The 16085-nt window shown below is 70.1% G+C and carries 12 protein-coding genes and 1 pseudogene; 9 read left to right on the top strand and 4 right to left on the bottom strand.

Annotated elements, in window-relative coordinates; all coding sequences use genetic code 11:
- Positions 1-88: 88 nt before the first annotated feature.
- From trpB to QMK30_RS06270, 7 genes are all read left to right on the top strand, one after another.
- Complete coding sequence (trpB, locus tag QMK30_RS06300) at positions 89-1381, top strand: tryptophan synthase subunit beta (RefSeq protein WP_283516161.1); 1293 nt, start codon at positions 89-91, stop codon at positions 1379-1381.
- A complete protein-coding gene (gene trpA, locus QMK30_RS06295; RefSeq protein ID WP_283516160.1) occupies positions 1378-2193 on the top strand; it encodes a tryptophan synthase subunit alpha in 816 nt (271 codons plus the stop codon). Before trpB ends, trpA begins: the two co-directional genes overlap by 4 nt.
- 72 nt (positions 2194-2265) lie before the next feature.
- Positions 2266-3096, top strand: coding sequence for a thioredoxin domain-containing protein (locus QMK30_RS06290; protein WP_283516159.1), 831 nt, complete (start codon positions 2266-2268; stop codon positions 3094-3096).
- 69 nt (positions 3097-3165) lie between these two features.
- The gene (gene lgt, locus QMK30_RS06285; protein WP_283516158.1) at positions 3166-4131 is read left to right on the top strand and encodes a prolipoprotein diacylglyceryl transferase; all 966 of its coding nucleotides are present in this window, start codon (positions 3166-3168) and stop codon (positions 4129-4131) included.
- A 224-nt stretch (positions 4132-4355) separates the two neighbouring features.
- Positions 4356-5087 carry a VIT1/CCC1 transporter family protein gene (locus QMK30_RS06280; RefSeq protein ID WP_283516157.1) on the top strand — a complete coding sequence of 244 codons (732 nt, stop codon included), beginning with the start codon at positions 4356-4358 and terminating at the stop codon, positions 5085-5087.
- Between the two features lie 299 nt (positions 5088-5386).
- Positions 5387-9982, top strand: coding sequence for a glutamate synthase large subunit (gltB, locus tag QMK30_RS06275; RefSeq protein WP_283516156.1), 4596 nt, complete (start codon positions 5387-5389; stop codon positions 9980-9982).
- Positions 9975-11453: a glutamate synthase subunit beta gene (locus tag QMK30_RS06270; protein ID WP_283516155.1), complete on the top strand. Its 1479-nt coding sequence runs from the start codon at positions 9975-9977 to the stop codon at positions 11451-11453. The genes gltB and QMK30_RS06270 overlap by 8 nt, the downstream gene beginning before the upstream one ends.
- Positions 11454-11586: 133 nt before the next feature.
- On the opposite strand, the gene QMK30_RS06265 is transcribed toward QMK30_RS06270, so the two are convergent.
- A complete protein-coding gene (locus QMK30_RS06265) occupies positions 11587-11769 on the bottom strand; it encodes a hypothetical protein (protein WP_283516154.1) in 183 nt (60 codons plus the stop codon).
- A gap of 623 nt (positions 11770-12392) precedes the next feature.
- Here QMK30_RS06265 and QMK30_RS06255 point away from each other — a divergent pair.
- Positions 12393-13109, top strand: coding sequence for a VWA domain-containing protein (locus QMK30_RS06255; RefSeq protein ID WP_283516153.1), 717 nt, complete (start codon positions 12393-12395; stop codon positions 13107-13109).
- Positions 13106-13672, top strand: a complete 567-nt coding sequence (locus QMK30_RS06250) for a HutD/Ves family protein (RefSeq protein WP_283516152.1) — start codon at positions 13106-13108, stop codon at positions 13670-13672. Before QMK30_RS06255 ends, QMK30_RS06250 begins: the two co-directional genes overlap by 4 nt.
- Positions 13673-13693: 21 nt before the next feature.
- Here QMK30_RS06250 and QMK30_RS38425 read toward each other — a convergent pair.
- The 3 genes and pseudogenes from QMK30_RS38425 to QMK30_RS06240 all read right to left on the bottom strand — a co-directional run.
- Positions 13694-13855, bottom strand: a pseudogene (locus QMK30_RS38425) (aromatic-ring hydroxylase C-terminal domain-containing protein); the annotation flags it as partial.
- Between the two features lie 71 nt (positions 13856-13926).
- A complete protein-coding gene (locus QMK30_RS06245) occupies positions 13927-14913 on the bottom strand; it encodes an acyl-CoA dehydrogenase family protein (protein WP_283516151.1) in 987 nt (328 codons plus the stop codon).
- A complete protein-coding gene (locus tag QMK30_RS06240) occupies positions 14913-16079 on the bottom strand; it encodes an acyl-CoA dehydrogenase family protein (protein ID WP_283516150.1) in 1167 nt (388 codons plus the stop codon). Before QMK30_RS06240 ends, QMK30_RS06245 begins: the two co-directional genes overlap by 1 nt.
- Positions 16080-16085: the final 6 nt, after the last annotated feature.

The following is a 16085-nucleotide window of genomic DNA, read 5'->3' as shown; positions in this document are numbered from 1 at the left end:
ACGTACCCGTTTCATCCCTCGCACGGCGCATAGGCGAAGCCCACCCGTTGATTCATGGGGCGCGAGCCCCTTCTGAGGAGTGCGTCGGATGTCTTCTGACTTCTTCATTCCGGACCCCGAGGGTCACATCCCCAACGCCGAGGGCTATTTCGGCGCGTACGGCGGCAAATTCATCCCCGAGGCGCTGGTCGCCGCGGTCGACGAGGTCGCCGTCGAATACGACAAGGCCAAGTCGGACCCGGCCTTCGCGGCCGAGCTGAACGAGCTCATGGTCAACTACACCGGCCGTCCGAGCGCGCTCACCGAGGTGCCGCGGTTCGCCGAACACGCGGGCGGAGCGCGGGTCTTCCTCAAGCGCGAGGACCTCAACCACACCGGCTCACACAAGATCAATAATGTGCTGGGCCAGGCGCTCCTCACCAAGCGCATGGGCAAGACCCGGGTCATCGCGGAGACCGGCGCGGGCCAGCACGGCGTCGCCACCGCCACCGCCTGCGCGCTCTTCGGCCTCGAATGCACCGTCTACATGGGCGAGATCGACACCGAGCGCCAGGCGCTCAACGTCGCCCGGATGCGGATGCTCGGCGCCGAGGTCGTCGCCGTGAAGTCCGGCAGCCGCACCCTGAAGGACGCCATCAACGAGGCGTTCCGCGACTGGGTCGCCAATGTGGACCGTACGCACTACCTCTTCGGCACCGTCGCGGGACCGCACCCCTTCCCCGCGATGGTCCGCGACTTCCACCGCGTCATCGGCGTGGAGGCCCGCCGCCAGATCCTGGAGCGCGCCGGACGGCTGCCCGACGCGGCGGTCGCCTGCGTCGGCGGCGGCTCCAACGCCATCGGCCTCTTCCACGCCTTCATCCCGGACGCGGACGTACGCCTCGTCGGCTGCGAGCCCGCCGGGCACGGCATCGAGACCGGGGAGCACGCGGCGACCCTGTCCGCGGGCGAGCCGGGCATCCTGCACGGCTCACGGTCGTACGTCCTGCAGGACGAGGAGGGCCAGATCACCGAGCCCTACTCGATCTCGGCGGGCCTCGACTACCCGGGCATCGGCCCCGAGCACGCCTACCTCAAGGACAGCGGGCGGGGCGAGTACCGGGCCGTGACGGACGACGCGGCGATGCAGTCGCTGCTCCTGCTGTCCCGCACCGAGGGCATCATCCCGGCCATCGAGAGCGCCCACGCGCTCGCCGGTGCGCTGGAGCTCGGCAAGGAACTGGGCAAGGACGGGTTGATCCTGGTCAACCTGTCCGGGCGCGGCGACAAGGACATGGACACGGCCGCCCGCTACTTCGGTCTGTACGCCACCGACGCCGCGGTCGAGGCCGACGCCTCCGCCGGCAACGCCGCCGCCGAGATCCAGAAGGACGCCAAGTGAGCGGCAACATCAAGCTGTTGAGCGACACGCTCGCGAAGACCAGGTCCGAGGACCGGGCCGCGCTCATCGCCTACCTCCCGGCCGGGTTCCCGACCGTGGACGGCGGCATCGCGGCGGTGAAGGCGGTCCTGGCGGGCGGCGCGGACGTCGTGGAGATCGGGCTGCCGCACAGCGACCCGGTGCTCGACGGCCCGGTCATCCAGACCGCCGACGACATCGCGCTGCGCGGCGGCGTGAAGATCGCCGACGTGCTGCGCACGGTGCGCGAGGCGTACGAGGCGACCGGCGCGCCGGTGCTCGTCATGACGTACTGGAACCCGATCGACCGGTACGGCATCGAACGCTTCACGGCCGAGCTGGCCGCGGCCGGTGGCGCGGGCTGCATCCTGCCCGATCTGCCGGTGCAGGAGTCCGCGGAATGGCGCAAGCACGCCGATGCGCTGGGGCTCGCCACGGTCTTCGTGGTCGCGCCCAGCAGCCAGGACGAGCGCCTCGGCACGATCACGGCGGCGGGCTCCGGTTTCGTCTACGCGGCCTCGCTGATGGGCGTCACCGGCACCCGCGTTTCGGTGGGCGAGCAGGCCCAGGACCTGGTGCGCAGGACCAGGGCCACCACCGAACTGCCGGTGTGTGTCGGGCTCGGGGTCTCCAACGCCGTACAGGCCAAGGAGGTCGCCGGGTTCGCCGACGGGGTGATCGTCGGCTCGGCCTTCGTCAAGCTGATGCTGGACGCGCAGGACGAGGCCGCGGGCCTCACCGCGGTGCAGGCACTCGCCGGTGAACTTGCCGAAGGCGTGCGCAGGAACAACTGATCGGTTTCGCTCGTATGGGTGGACCTGGACCGGGGAGGCACGCGTGTGCCTCCCCGGTTCGTTGCTGCGGGTGTGAGCGACAAGAACTTTGAGGGAAAACGAACCGCCCGTGAGCGGCTCATCCAGGAACGCGAAGCGCAGAAGGTCCGCGACCGGCGCAGGCGGACCCTGATCGTGTCCGCTGCCGTGGTGGGTGTGCTGGGGCTGGCCGCAGTGGTGGGCATGCTCGCCGTGAACTCCGACTCGGACGGGGGAAAGAGCGACACCGCCGGCCCGCTCCTCGCGCCCAAGGGCACCGACACCAAGAGCGACCCGATGGTCCCGGTGGGGGCGACGGACGCGCCGTCCACGCTCACCGTCTGGGAGGACTTCCGCTGTCCGGCCTGCGCCCAGTTCGAGAACGGCTTCCGGGCCACCATCCAGGAGCTGGAGAAAGCGGGTCAGCTCAAGGCCGAGTACCACCTCGCCACGCTCATCGACGGAAACATGAGCGGCACAGGCTCGCTGCGCGCGGCCAACGCGGCCGGGTGCGCGCAGGACGCCGGGAAGTTCGCCCCGTACCACGACGTGCTCTTCCAGAACCAGCCACCGGAGACCGACGACGCCTTCGCCAAGAACAGCCATCTGATCGAGCTGGCGGGCAAGGTCGACGGCCTCGTCACGGACCCGTTCAAGCAGTGTGTGAACGACGGGGCGCACGACAGCTGGGTGCGCAAATCCAATGAGGCGTTCCAGAAGGGCAACTTCAACGGGACGCCGACCGTGCTGCTCAACGGCGAGGCGATCTTCCCGAAGAAGGGCGACGAGGAGATCTCCCCGGCGAACCTGAAGAAGTGGGTCACCGAGGCGAACAGGGGCAAAAAGGCGGGGACGGCGACCGCCACCCCGCCGGCCTCCGGCTGAGCCCGTTATTCATACGTTGCCGGGTGGGTTGCCGTACGTCCCACCCGGCAAGGTAGCGTCGACCCTGTCATGGAACTTGCCTATATCCCCAGCCCGTCGACCGGTGTGATCGAGCTCGGACCGATCCCGCTCCGCGGCTACGCGTTCTGCATCATCATTGGCGTTTTTGTCGCCGTCTGGTACGGCAACAAGCGCTGGGTCGCCCGGGGCGGCAAGAGCGGCACGGTTGCCGACATCGCCGTCTGGGCCGTGCCCTTCGGCCTCGTCGGCGGACGGCTCTACCACGTCATCACCGACTACCAGCTGTATTTCAGCGAGGGCCAGAACTGGGTCGACGCATTCAAGATCTGGGAAGGCGGCCTCGGCATCTGGGGCGCCGTCGCGCTCGGCGCGGTCGGTGCCTGGATCGGCTGCCGCCGCCGCGGCATCCCGCTGCCGGCCTGGGCCGACGCCCTCGCACCCGGCCTCGCCTTCGCCCAGGCCATCGGCCGCTGGGGCAACTGGTTCAACCAGGAGCTGTACGGGCGGGCCACCGATGTGCCGTGGGCGCTCGAAATCAGTGAGGGCGCCAATCGCGCAGCGGGCACGTACCACCCGACCTTCCTCTACGAGTCGCTGTGGTGCATCGGCGCCGCGCTCCTCGTGATCTGGGCCGACCGCCGCTTCAAGCTCGGCCACGGCCGGGTCTTCGCCCTGTACGTCGCGGTGTACTGCGTGGGCCGCAGCTGGATCGAGTACATGCGCGTCGACGAGGCCCACCATGTGCTGGGGCTGCGACTCAACGTATGGACCTCGATCGTCGTGTTCGTGCTCGCCGTGGTCTACATCGTCGTCTCGGCGAGGCTGCGGCCGGGCCGCGAGGAGAGCGTCGAGCCCGATCGGGCCGAGCCTGCTAAGGCCGCGCCGGCCGAGGACGGCGACGACAGCGACGACAGCGACGACGAGGCCGGGCACGCGAACGACGACATGTACGCGGACGGCTCCAAGGCCGACGCCGATGACGAAGCCGGTACGGCCAAGAAACTCCGACCGTAGGCACCACCCCACACCCTTCCCGGGGCCGTCGGACCGCTCATGGTCCGGCGGCCCCGTCGTACGAGGCGCCGTCGTATGTCACCCGGCCGGCGCGGGCCGCTCAGCCGCAGGTAAGTACGGCCTTCCTTGCTGGCGGGGGCCCTGATTCGTGCGTACTTTCGAGGATGTTGAGGGGGCGGGGCCGCAAGAGGGGCCGCTCCCAGTGAGAAGGGGAACCGCACGACATGGCGATCATCGAGACCGGGGCGACGCTGCACGTGGCGCACCGTGACAACCACACGCACCGTGATGTGAACGGCGGTTGGCTGCGCCCCGCCGTCTTCGGCGCGATGGACGGCCTGGTCTCCAACCTGGCTCTGATGACCGGAGTCGCGGGCGGCTCGGTGTCCCACCAGACCATCGTCATCACCGGACTCGCGGGCCTCGCCGCCGGTGCCTTCTCCATGGCCGCCGGTGAATACACCTCGGTGGCCTCGCAGCGAGAGCTCGTACAGGCGGAACTGGAGGTAGAGCGCGTCGAGTTGCGCAAGCACCCCGACGACGAGCTGGCGGAGCTGGCCGCGCTCTACGCTTCGCGCGGGGTGGAACCGGAGCTGGCGCGCGCCGTCGCCGAGCAGTTGTCGAGGGACCCGGAGATGGCGCTGGAGATCCACGCCCGCGAGGAGCTGGGCATAGACCCGGGCGATCTGCCGTCGCCGCTCATCGCCGCGGTGTCGTCGTTCGGGGCGTTCGCGCTGGGCGCGCTGCTGCCCGTACTGCCCTATCTGCTCGGCGCCTCGTCCATGTGGCCCGCGGTGCTGCTCGCGCTCGTCGGCCTGTTCGCCTGCGGGGCGCTGGTGGCGAAGGTCACCGCACGGTCCTGGTGGTTCAGCGGGCTGCGGCAGCTGGCTCTCGGTGGATCCGCGGCGGGTGTGACGTATGCCTTGGGCGCTCTGTTCGGAACGGCCGTAGGATGAGAAGCTGCGACGCTATGCACCGCGTCGAATAAGTAGTCGGTTACTCGCTGGTTTCATTCTCTTGACAGGCGGGAATGAGCCGGGAGCGCTGCGGGCAAGGAAGCCTGCTCAGCGACGACCGGGCAGACATGGTCTGCCCGCCTCTGCGACACTTTCACCGCTATGCGCGGTGTCCGCATGCTGGAACGCGTTATCCGCTTCCCGAGAAGCGCCCCATCATGTAACCTGCACGAAATTTCGCGGAGGGCCAACGTCGTCCCTCGGCACTTGCATATGCCACGACGACGACGGGAGAGCCGATGCGTTCCGCGTCCACGCACTCCGCGGCCGACAGCACCCTCACCAGTGCCTGGTCGCCCATGGACGGTCGCCCTGCCCCACAGGGCATGTACGACCCGCGCAACGAGCACGACGCCTGTGGCGTCGGCTTCGTAGCCACTCTCACCGGCGAGGCGAGCCACGCGCTCGTCGAGCAGGCGCTGACCGTACTGCGGAACCTCGAGCATCGCGGCGCCACCGGCTCCGAGCCCGACTCGGGCGACGGTGCCGGAATCCTCCTGCAGGTCCCGCACGCCTTCCTTGCCGAGGTCACCGAATTCGACCTGCCCGAGGCCGGCGCGTACGCGGTGGGTATCGCCTTCCTGCCCGCGGACGACTCCAGCACCGCCGTCTCACGCATTGAGACGATCGCAGCCGAAGAGGACCTCGAAGTCCTCGGCTGGCGCGATGTCCCGGTCACCCCCGACCTGCTCGGCAACGGCGCCCGCGCCACCATGCCGGCCTTCCGCCAGATCTTCGTGGCCGACGGTACGAGCACGGGCCTGGTCCTGGACCGCAAGGCCTTCGTGCTGCGCAAGCGCGCCGAGCGCGAGGCCGGGGTCTACTTCCCCTCGCTGTCGGCGCGGACCATTGTCTATAAGGGCATGCTCACCACCGGGCAGCTGGAGCCGTTCTTCCCGGACCTGTCCGACCGGCGCTGCGCGACCGCCGTCGCCCTGGTCCACTCACGCTTCTCCACGAACACCTTCCCGAGCTGGCCGCTCGCCCACCCGTACCGCTTCGTCGCGCACAACGGCGAGATCAACACGGTCAAGGGCAACCGCAACTGGATGAAGGCCCGCGAGTCACAGCTCGCGTCCGATCTCTTCGGTGCGGAGAAGCTCGACCGGATCTTCCCCGTCTGCACCCCGGACGCCTCCGACTCGGCCTCCTTCGACGAGGTCCTGGAGCTGCTGCACCTCGGCGGCCGTTCGCTGCCGCACGCCGTGCTGATGATGGTCCCCGAGGCGTGGGAGAACCACGCGTCCATGGACCCGGCCCGCCGCGCCTTCTACCAGTACCACTCCACGCTGATGGAGCCCTGGGACGGCCCGGCCTGTGTCACCTTCACCGACGGCACCCAGGTCGGCGCGGTCCTCGACCGCAACGGTCTGCGCCCCGGACGCTACTGGGTGACCGACGACGGCCTGGTCGTGCTCTCCTCCGAGGTAGGCGTGCTCGACATCGACCCGGCGAAGGTGGTCCGCAAGGGCCGCCTGCAGCCCGGCAAGATGTTCCTCGTCGACACCGCCGAGCACCGCATCGTCGAGGACGACGAGATCAAGGCGACCCTGGCTGCCGAGAAGCCGTACCAGGAGTGGCTTGAGGCCGGCGAGATCGAACTTGAGGACCTCCCCGAGCGCGAGCACATCGTGCACACGCACGCCTCGGTCACCCGCCGCCAGCAGACCTTCGGCTACACCGAGGAAGAGCTGCGCATCATCCTCGCGCCGATGGCCCGCACCGGTGGCGAGCCGCTCGGCTCCATGGGTACGGACTCGCCGATCGCAGCCCTTTCCGCCCGCCCGCGGCTGCTCTTCGACTACTTCACCCAGCTCTTCGCGCAGGTCACCAACCCCCCGCTGGACGCCATCCGCGAGGAGCTCGTCACCTCGCTGCTCTCCTCGCTCGGCCCGGCGGGCAACCTGCTCGACCCGACCGCCGCGTCCTGTCGTAGCGTCACCCTGCCCTTCCCGGTGATCGACAACGACGAGCTGGCGAAGCTCATACACGTCAACGCCGACGGCGACATGCCCGGCATGACGGCCGCCACCCTCTCCGGCCTCTACCGCGTCAGCGGCGGCGGCGACGCGCTCGCCGCCCGTATCGAGGAGATCTGCGCCGAGGCCGACGCGGCCATCGAGGCCGGCGCCCGCCTGATCGTGCTCTCCGACCGGCACTCCGACGCCGAGCACGCGCCGATCCCCTCGCTGCTGCTCACCTCCGCCGTGCACCACCACCTCATCGGCACCAAGCAGCGTACCCAGGTGGGCCTGCTGGTCGAGGCGGGCGACGTACGCGAGGTGCACCATGTCGCGCTGCTCATCGGTTTCGGCGCGGCCGCGGTCAACCCGTACCTGGCGATGGAGTCCGTCGAGGACCTGGTCCGCGCCGGTACGTTCATCGAGGGCGAGGAGCCCGAGCAGGCCATCCGCAACCTGATCCACGCCCTCGGCAAGGGCGTCCTGAAGGTCATGTCGAAGATGGGCATCTCGACCGTCGCCTCCTACCGCGGCGCGCAGGTCTTCGAGGCCGTCGGCCTCGACACGGCCTTCGTCGAGAAGTACTTCCACGGCACCGCGACGAAGATCGGCGGCGCCGGTCTCGACGTCGTCGCGAAGGAGGTCGCCGCCCGGCACGCCAAGGCGTACCCGGCCTCCGGCATCTCCGCGTCGCACCGCGCGCTGGACATCGGCGGCGAGTACCAGTGGCGCCGCGAGGGCGAGCCGCACCTCTTCGACCCGGAGACGATCTTCCGCCTCCAGCACGCCACGCGCTCGCGCAGCTACGACATCTTCAAGCAGTACACGGGCCGGGTGAACGAGCAGTCCGAGCGCCTGATGACGCTCCGCGGGCTCTTCGGCTTCAAGACCGGCCGCGAGTCGATCCCCATCGACGAGGTCGAGTCGGCCGCCGACATCGTCAAGCGCTTCTCCACCGGCGCCATGTCGTACGGCTCCATCTCGCAGGAGGCGCACGAGACGCTCGCCATCGCCATGAACCAGCTGGGCGGCAAGTCCAACACCGGTGAGGGCGGCGAGGACGCCGACCGGCTGTACGACCCGGCGCGCCGCTCCTCCATCAAGCAGGTCGCCTCCGGCCGCTTCGGTGTCACCAGCGAGTACCTGGTCAACGCGGACGACATCCAGATCAAGATGGCGCAGGGCGCGAAGCCCGGCGAGGGCGGCCAGCTGCCCGGCCACAAGGTCTACCCGTGGGTCGCCAAGACCCGGCACAGCACGCCCGGTGTCGGTCTGATCTCCCCGCCGCCGCACCACGACATCTACTCGATCGAGGACCTGGCTCAGCTGATCCACGACCTCAAGAACGCCAACCCGCAGGCCCGCATCCACGTGAAGCTGGTCTCCGAGGTCGGCGTCGGCACGGTCGCCGCGGGTGTCTCCAAGGCACACGCGGACGTGGTCCTCATCTCCGGCCACGACGGCGGCACGGGCGCCTCCCCGCTCACCTCGCTCAAGCACGCGGGCGGCCCCTGGGAGCTGGGTCTCGCCGAGACCCAGCAGACCCTGCTGCTCAACGGCCTGCGCGACCGCATCGTCGTACAGACCGACGGTCAGCTCAAGACCGGCCGCGACGTCATTATCGCCGCGCTGCTCGGCGCCGAGGAGTTCGGTTTCGCGACCGCGCCGCTCGTCGTCTCCGGCTGCGTCATGATGCGCGTCTGTCACCTCGACACCTGCCCGGTCGGCATCGCCACCCAGAACCCGGTGCTGCGCGAGCGCTACGCGGGCAAGGCCGAGCACATCGTCAACTTCTTCCAGTTCATCGCCGAAGAAGTCCGCGAGCTGCTGGCCGAGCTCGGCTTCCGCACCCTCGAAGAGGCCGTCGGCCACGCGGAACTCCTCGACACCGAGCGGGCCATGGGCCACTGGAAGGCGCAGGGCCTCGACCTCTCGCCGCTGTTCTACGTGCCCGAGCTGCCGGACGGCGCGGTGCGCCACCAGACCACGATCCAGGACCACGGTCTGACCAAGGCACTCGACAACGAGCTGATCAAGCTCGCAGCCGACGCCCTGGCCGCCGACAGCGCCGAGTCGGCCGAACCGGTCCGCGCGCAGGTCGCGATCCGCAACATCAACCGGACCGTCGGCACCATGCTCGGCCACGAGGTGACCAAGAAGTTCGGTGGCGCGGGCCTGCCCGACAACACCATCGACATCACCTTCACGGGCTCCGCGGGCCAGTCCTTCGGCGCCTTCGTCCCGCGCGGTGTCACGCTGCGCCTCGAAGGCGACGCCAACGACTATGTCGGCAAGGGCCTTTCGGGCGGCCGGGTCATCGTCCGTCCGGACCGCGGCGCCGACCACCTCGCCGAGTACTCGACGATCGCGGGCAACACCATCGGCTACGGCGCCACGGGCGGCGAGCTGTTCCTGCGCGGCCGCACCGGCGAGCGCTTCTGCGTCCGCAACTCCGGTGCGACGGTCGTCTCGGAGGGCGTGGGCGACCACGGCTGCGAGTACATGACCGGCGGCCACGCGGTGGTCCTGGGCGAGACCGGCCGTAACTTCGCCGCCGGTATGTCCGGCGGCATCGCGTACGTCATCGACCTCGACCCGGACAACGTCAACGCCGGTAACGTCGGCGCGGTCGAGGCCCTCGACGACACCGACAAGCAGTGGCTGCACGATGTGGTGCGCCGCCACCAGGAGGAGACCGCTTCGACGGTCGCCGAGAAGCTGCTTGCCGAGTGGGATGTCGCGGTGACCCGCTTCAGTAAGATCATCCCGTCCACTTACAAGGCAGTGCTCGCCGCCAAGGACGCCGCTGAGCTCGCCGGTCTCTCCGTGGAGCAGACCACCGAGAAGATGATGGAGGCAGCGACCAATGGCTGACCCCAAGGGCTTCCTGACCACCGGGCGCGAGGTCGCACAGACCCGCCCGCCCGGTGAGCGCGTCAAGGACTGGAACGAGGTCTACGTTCCCGGTTCGCTGCTGCCGATCATCAGCAAGCAGGCCGGGCGCTGCATGGACTGCGGCATCCCGTTCTGCCACAGCGGCTGTCCGCTCGGCAACCTCATCCCCGAGTGGAACGACTACGCGTACCGCGGGGACTGGACGGCGGCCTCCGAGCGGCTGCACGCGACCAACAACTTCCCGGAGTTCACCGGTCGCCTCTGCCCGGCCCCCTGCGAGTCCGCGTGTGTGCTGGGCATCAACCAGCCCGCCGTCACCATCAAGAACGTCGAAGTCACCATCATCGACAAGGCGTGGGACAGCGGCGACGTCACCCCGCAGCCGCCCGAGCGGCTCAGCGGCAAGACCGTCGCGGTCATCGGCTCGGGCCCGGCGGGCCTGGCCGCCGCCCAGCAACTGACGCGGGCGGGCCACACGGTCGTCGTGTACGAGCGCGCCGACCGCATCGGTGGACTGCTGCGCTACGGCATCCCCGAGTTCAAGATGGAGAAGTCGCACATCAACCGCCGCATCGAGCAGATGCGCGCGGAGGGCACCAAGTTCCGTACCGAGGTGGAGATCGGTCGCGACGTCGACGCCGCGAAGCTGCGGAGGCGTTACGACGCTGTGGTCATCGCCGCCGGTGCGACGGTCTCCCGCGACCTGCCCGTGCCGGGGCGCGAACTGCGCGGCATCCACTTCGCGATGGAGTACCTGCCGCTCGCCAACAAGGTGAAGGAGGGCGACCTGACGGTCTCCCCGATCACCGCCGAGGGCAAGCACGTCGTGGTCATCGGTGGCGGCGACACCGGCGCGGACTGCGTCGGCACCGCCCACCGCCAAGGCGCTGCGTCCGTCACACAGCTGGAGATCATGCCCAGGCCGGGCGAGGACCGGGCGCCCAACCAGCCCTGGCCGACCTTCCCGATGCTCTACAAGGTCACCTCCGCGCACGAGGAGGGCGGCGAGCGGGTCTACTCCGTCTCCACCACCCACTTCGAGGGGTCCGTTCCCGCAGAGGGAGAGACCGTCGGCAAAGTCCAGTCGCTGCACCTCATCGAGGTGGAGTTCAAGGGCGGCAAGCTGGAGCAGAAGTCCGGCACCGAGCGCGTCATCCCCGCGCAGCTGGTCACCCTCGCGATGGGCTTCACCGGCACGGACCAGGCGAACGGCCTGGTCCAGCAGTTCGGCCTGGAGCTCGACGCCCGCGGCAACGTCGCGCGCGACGACGAGTACGCGACCAACGTCGGCGGCGTGTTCGTCGCCGGTGACGCGGGCCGCGGTCAGTCACTGATCGTCTGGGCGATCGCCGAGGGCCGCTCGGCGGCGCGCGGCGTGGACCGCTTCCTGACGGGGGCGAGCGACCTGCACGCCCCGATCAAGCCGACGGACCGTTCACTGACGGTCTGACCCGGCTCACCACAACGTCCCGTACAACGGCGTACGGAACTAGGGGGGACATTCCCCTCTAGCCGCGGCGCCTGCCATTCCCCGACCGGAATACGGCAGGCGCCGCGGCGCGTTCCGGGCCGGTTGGCCCGCGTCAGACCCGCTCCGGGACGCGCGCCGCCGCGGTGTCCGGCCGTACCCCCGTGCTGAGCTTCTCCTTCGCGGCGGGCAGCATGCGGTGCACCGGCAGCGCCGCGCCGAGTGTCACCACCGCCATCACCGCCAGGACGATCCGCAAGGTGAACGTGAACCGGCCGGCCAGCTCGGCGACAGCCACGGTTGAACCTAGCAAGGGGAACCAGCACGGCGTGGCCGCTCATCGAACTTCGATGGCTCAGCCGATATAGGGCAGATCCCGGTGCTCCAGGTAGTGCTGTAGCCGTAGCTGCTGGGTGTGTTGCATGGGCAGCGCGTCCAGCTCGCCGGGGTCGACGAAGGCTGACGGCCCGAGCCGCACGGGCCCTCGCGCTCTGTGCCGAGTGCAAGACGCTCACGCGCGCTCCGATCCCGGTCCGCTGGATACAGAGCGGCAGCGGCCCCGGATCCACCCTCTGCGCGTGCCTTGAACATCCCGTGAAGCTCGGGGCGGGACCGACTCCGGATGACGTGATCAGCACCCGCTGGGCGGGCAACAGGCAGCCCAAAGAGCCCCGTTCGGGTCTTCTGAACGGGGCTTTCCAGCACCCTGACCAGCCGCTGGGCTCCAGAACACTTACGACCATCGGGGCTTCCCGAAACTGGGGCTCCGCTCCGGGCCCCGGTTCTCGAACGCCGGACGGGCTGAATGCGCACGGCCGTAAGTGGCCCCGGCCCTGGGTCGTCGGCGTCGCCGAGGGCGTGTCGCGTAACCTCAATACCTTCCCCACGCCACGCCCGCACCGACCCGACCGGAGTCCCCGTATGGCCATCAGTCTCCAGAAGGTGGAGGAGACGGCGCCCGCGCTCGTCAGCCTCTACAAGAGCGCGGGCGTCTCGCTCAAGAGGCACGGGCTGAAGGGGCAGCGCGCGGCGGTCTATCTGGTCCTCGACTACTCCGGCTCCATGCGCGACTACTACAAGGACGGCACCGTCCAGGCCCTCGCCGATCAGGTCCTCGGCCTCTCCGCGCATCTCGACGACGACGGCGTCGTTCCTGTCATCTTCTTCTCGACCGACGTCGACGCCGTGGCCGACATCGCGCTGGAGAACCACCGGGGCCGGGTCGATGCCATCGTCGCCGGGCTCGGGCACATGGGGAAGACCAGTTACCACCTGGCCATGGACGAGGTGATCGGCCACTACCTGGACAGCGGGGCCCAGGACCCTGCCCTGGTCATCTTCCAGACCGACGGCGGGCCCATCAACAAGGTCGCCGCGGAACGGTATCTGTGCAAGTCGGCCAAGCTGCCGATCTTCTGGCAGTTCATCGGCTTCGGCAACACCCGCAGCTCGCAGTTCGATTTCCTGCACAAGCTCGACGAGCTCCCCGTCCCCGCCAAGCGGCCGGTCGACAACGCGGGCTTCTTCCACGCGGGCCTCGACCCGCGCGAGGTCCCCAACTCCGTACTGTACGACCAGTTGGTGCGGGAGTTCCCCGACTGGCTGAGGGCCGCCCGCGCGCTGGGCATCGTCCCATGACGGAACTGCGCGTGCTGAAGGCCGCCGACCTGTCCGCGGTCCCCTGGAAGAACGGCGGCGGCGTCACCCGTGAGATCGCGGCCTGGCCCGAGGGCTCAGGGATCGACGACTTCGCGTGGCGTGTGAGCCTCGCGGACGTCTCTGCCGACGGCCCGTTCTCCGCCTTCCCCGGCGTCGACCGGACCCTGACCGTGGTCGAGGGCGCGGGCATGGACCTCACCGTCGGCGGCCGGCAGCACCTCGTCGACGTACGCGATGCGCCCCACCGCTTCCCCGGCGACATACCCACCGAGGGCCGCCTCATCGACGGGCCCGTCGTGAACCTGAACGTCATGCACCGCAGGGGCCGTGACACCGCCGTGCTCGTCTCCGTCGTGCGCGGCGGCCTACCGCTGCTGGTCCCCGCCGGCAGTACGGTCCTGGTCGTCGCCCTCGACACTCCGGCGCGCCTGGTGAGCGAGCGCGTCATTCTCGACCGCCACGACGTCGCCGTGGCGACCGGATGGCTGGGCATTCTGGAGACCGAGGGCCGCGCCGCCGTCATCACGATCCGCTGTCCGTGACGACCGACGATCACACCGCCGTCATCGCGATCCGCTGTCCGCGACCCCCGCGTCGGCGTTCCGCGGTCCGGTCCACTCGGCGAGCGCGGCCCGGATCGATCCGGCGTCCGCCGTGTCCGCCGCCCAGGCGACGTAACCGTCGGGGCGGACGAGGAGTGTGGTGCGTCGGGCGCTCGTCCACCTAGGGCCGACGCCGTCGTGATGTCAACGAGTGTTGGCCTACGCGTGTTGGCACTTGGGGTGAGTGGTGCCCGTCAGTCGGCCAGTACCCGCCTCCGGCACTCCGACGGCGTGCCCCACGCGTCCCGGAGCGGGCGTGCCTTTCGCAGCCACAGGGAGAGGTCCAGCTCCTGGGTGTAGCCGAGCGCGCCGTGCAGCTGGAGTGCGGCGCGGGCCGCGGCGTACGCCGCCTCGCCCGCCGCCACCTTCGCCGCCGCGACCTGCGCCCCCGCCCGGGGCGAGCCGGCTCCGAGGGCTAGCGCCGCTCCGTGCAGCAGGGGGCGGGCGAATTCGAGGCCGATCAGCGTGTCGGCCAGCCGGTGCTTCACCGCCTGGAAGGAGCCGATCGGCGCGCCGAACTGGGTGCGCTGCTTGACGTACGCCACCGTCTGCGCCAGTAGTGCCTCACCCACCCCCAGCGACTGGGCCGCCGTCAGGAAAGCGGCCCAGTCCGTGGCGCGTGCCGCCGCTTCGCGCACGGCCGGGCCGCTCGCCAGCAACTCCCCTCCGTCCGACGGGCTGAACATGCGCCGCGCCGGATCGGTGGACGCCCGCGGCGGGCCCGGCTCGGCGGTCAGCCGCAGTTCGTCGCCCCGGACGACGAACAACGCGTCGGCGGAGTCGGCGTCCAGGGCGTACGCCCCGAGGCCCAAGGAGGCGACGCGCCGTCCGGACGCCAGCGAGGGCAGCCGCTCCTTGGCGAGAGCGAGTCCCGCATCGCCCAGCGCCGCCAGCAACACCGCCGCCGCGGCCGTCTCGACCACCGGCCCCGGCACCGCATGGCGCCCCAAAGCCGTGTAGGCGACGGCCAGTTCGACCGGCAGCGGGCCCACGCCTTCATGCTCCTCCGGCACGGCCAGGGCGAACACCCCCGCGTCGGCCAGCCGCGACCAGAGCGCCCGGCCGGGCGCGTGGTCCCCACCCGCCCAGGCCCGTACGGCGGCGGGCGTGTCCGCGGCCGACAGCATCGTGTCGAGCGAGCGCGCGAACTCCCGTTGCTCGTCGGTGAGGAGGAATCGCATCAGCGGCGGCCCTTCGGGAGGCCGAGAAGGCGCTCGGCGATGATGTCGCGCTGGATTTCGTTGGTGCCTGCGTAGATGGGGCCCGCGAGCGAGAAGAGGTACCCCTCGGCCCACTCGCCGTCGGCCAACTCCCCCTCCGCGCCCAGCAGATCGAGCGCCGCCTCGTGCAGCGCGATGTCGTAGTCGGACCAGAAGACCTTGTTCAGGCTCGACTCCGCGCCGATGGTGGCGCCCGCGGCGAAACGCGACGCGTTGGTGTACGTGAAGAGCTGGTAAGCGCGAGCGCCGATCACCGCGTCCGCGACCCGGTCGCGCAGCGCCGTGTCCGCCGGGTCCCCGTGCGTACGCCACAACCGGGCCAGCCGGTCGGCGGCGGCGAGGAACCGGCCGGGGGAGCGCAGGGTCAGCCCGCGCTCGTTGCCCGCTGTCGACATGGCGACCTTCCACCCCTGCCCCGGCTCCCCGATGACGTCCGCGTCCGGCACGAAGACCCGGTCGAGGAAGAGCTCGGCGAACGCGGGCTTCCCGTCGAGACGCCCGATGGGCCGCACGGTCACGCCCGGCGCCGACAGGTTGAACATCAGGTACGTCAGGCCCTGGTGCGGCTTGGGCGTGCCCTGTTCGGTGCGGAAGATGCCGAAGGCGCGGTCGGCGAAGGCGGCCCGCGACGACCAGGTCTTCTGGCCGGACAACAGCCAGCCGCCCTCGGTGCGTTCACCGGTCGACCGCAGGGACGCGAGGTCCGAGCCGGCCTCGGGTTCGGACCACGCCTGCGCCCAGATGACCTCACCGCTCGCCATCGACGGCAGCACCCGGGCGCGCTGCTCGTCGCTCGCGTGGTCGAAGAGGGTGGGCGCGAGGAGGTTGATGCCGTTCTGGGAGACCCGGCCCGGCGCGCCCGCCGCGAAGTACTCCTCCTCGAAGATCAGCCACGTGAAGATGTCGGCGCCCCGGCCGCCGTACTCCTCGGGCCAGGAGACGACCGACCACCGGTCCGCGGCCAGCCGCGCCTCCCACCCGCGGTGCGCGGCGAACCCCTCCTCGGTCTCCAGCGACGGCAGTGGCTCGGCGGGCACATGCGCGGCGAGCCAGGCCCGCGCCTCGACCCGAAAGGCGTCCTCGTCCGGGGTGAAGTCCAGATCCGTGCGCAGACCGTCGTCAGACATCCTCAT

It is taken from the genome of Streptomyces sp. H27-C3, assembly GCF_030063415.1.
In the GTDB taxonomy this organism is placed as follows: Bacteria; Actinomycetota; Actinomycetes; order Streptomycetales; family Streptomycetaceae; genus Streptomyces.
The sequence above is the reverse complement of the archived record's forward strand: the minus strand, read 5'-3'. Positions and strand labels throughout refer to the sequence as shown.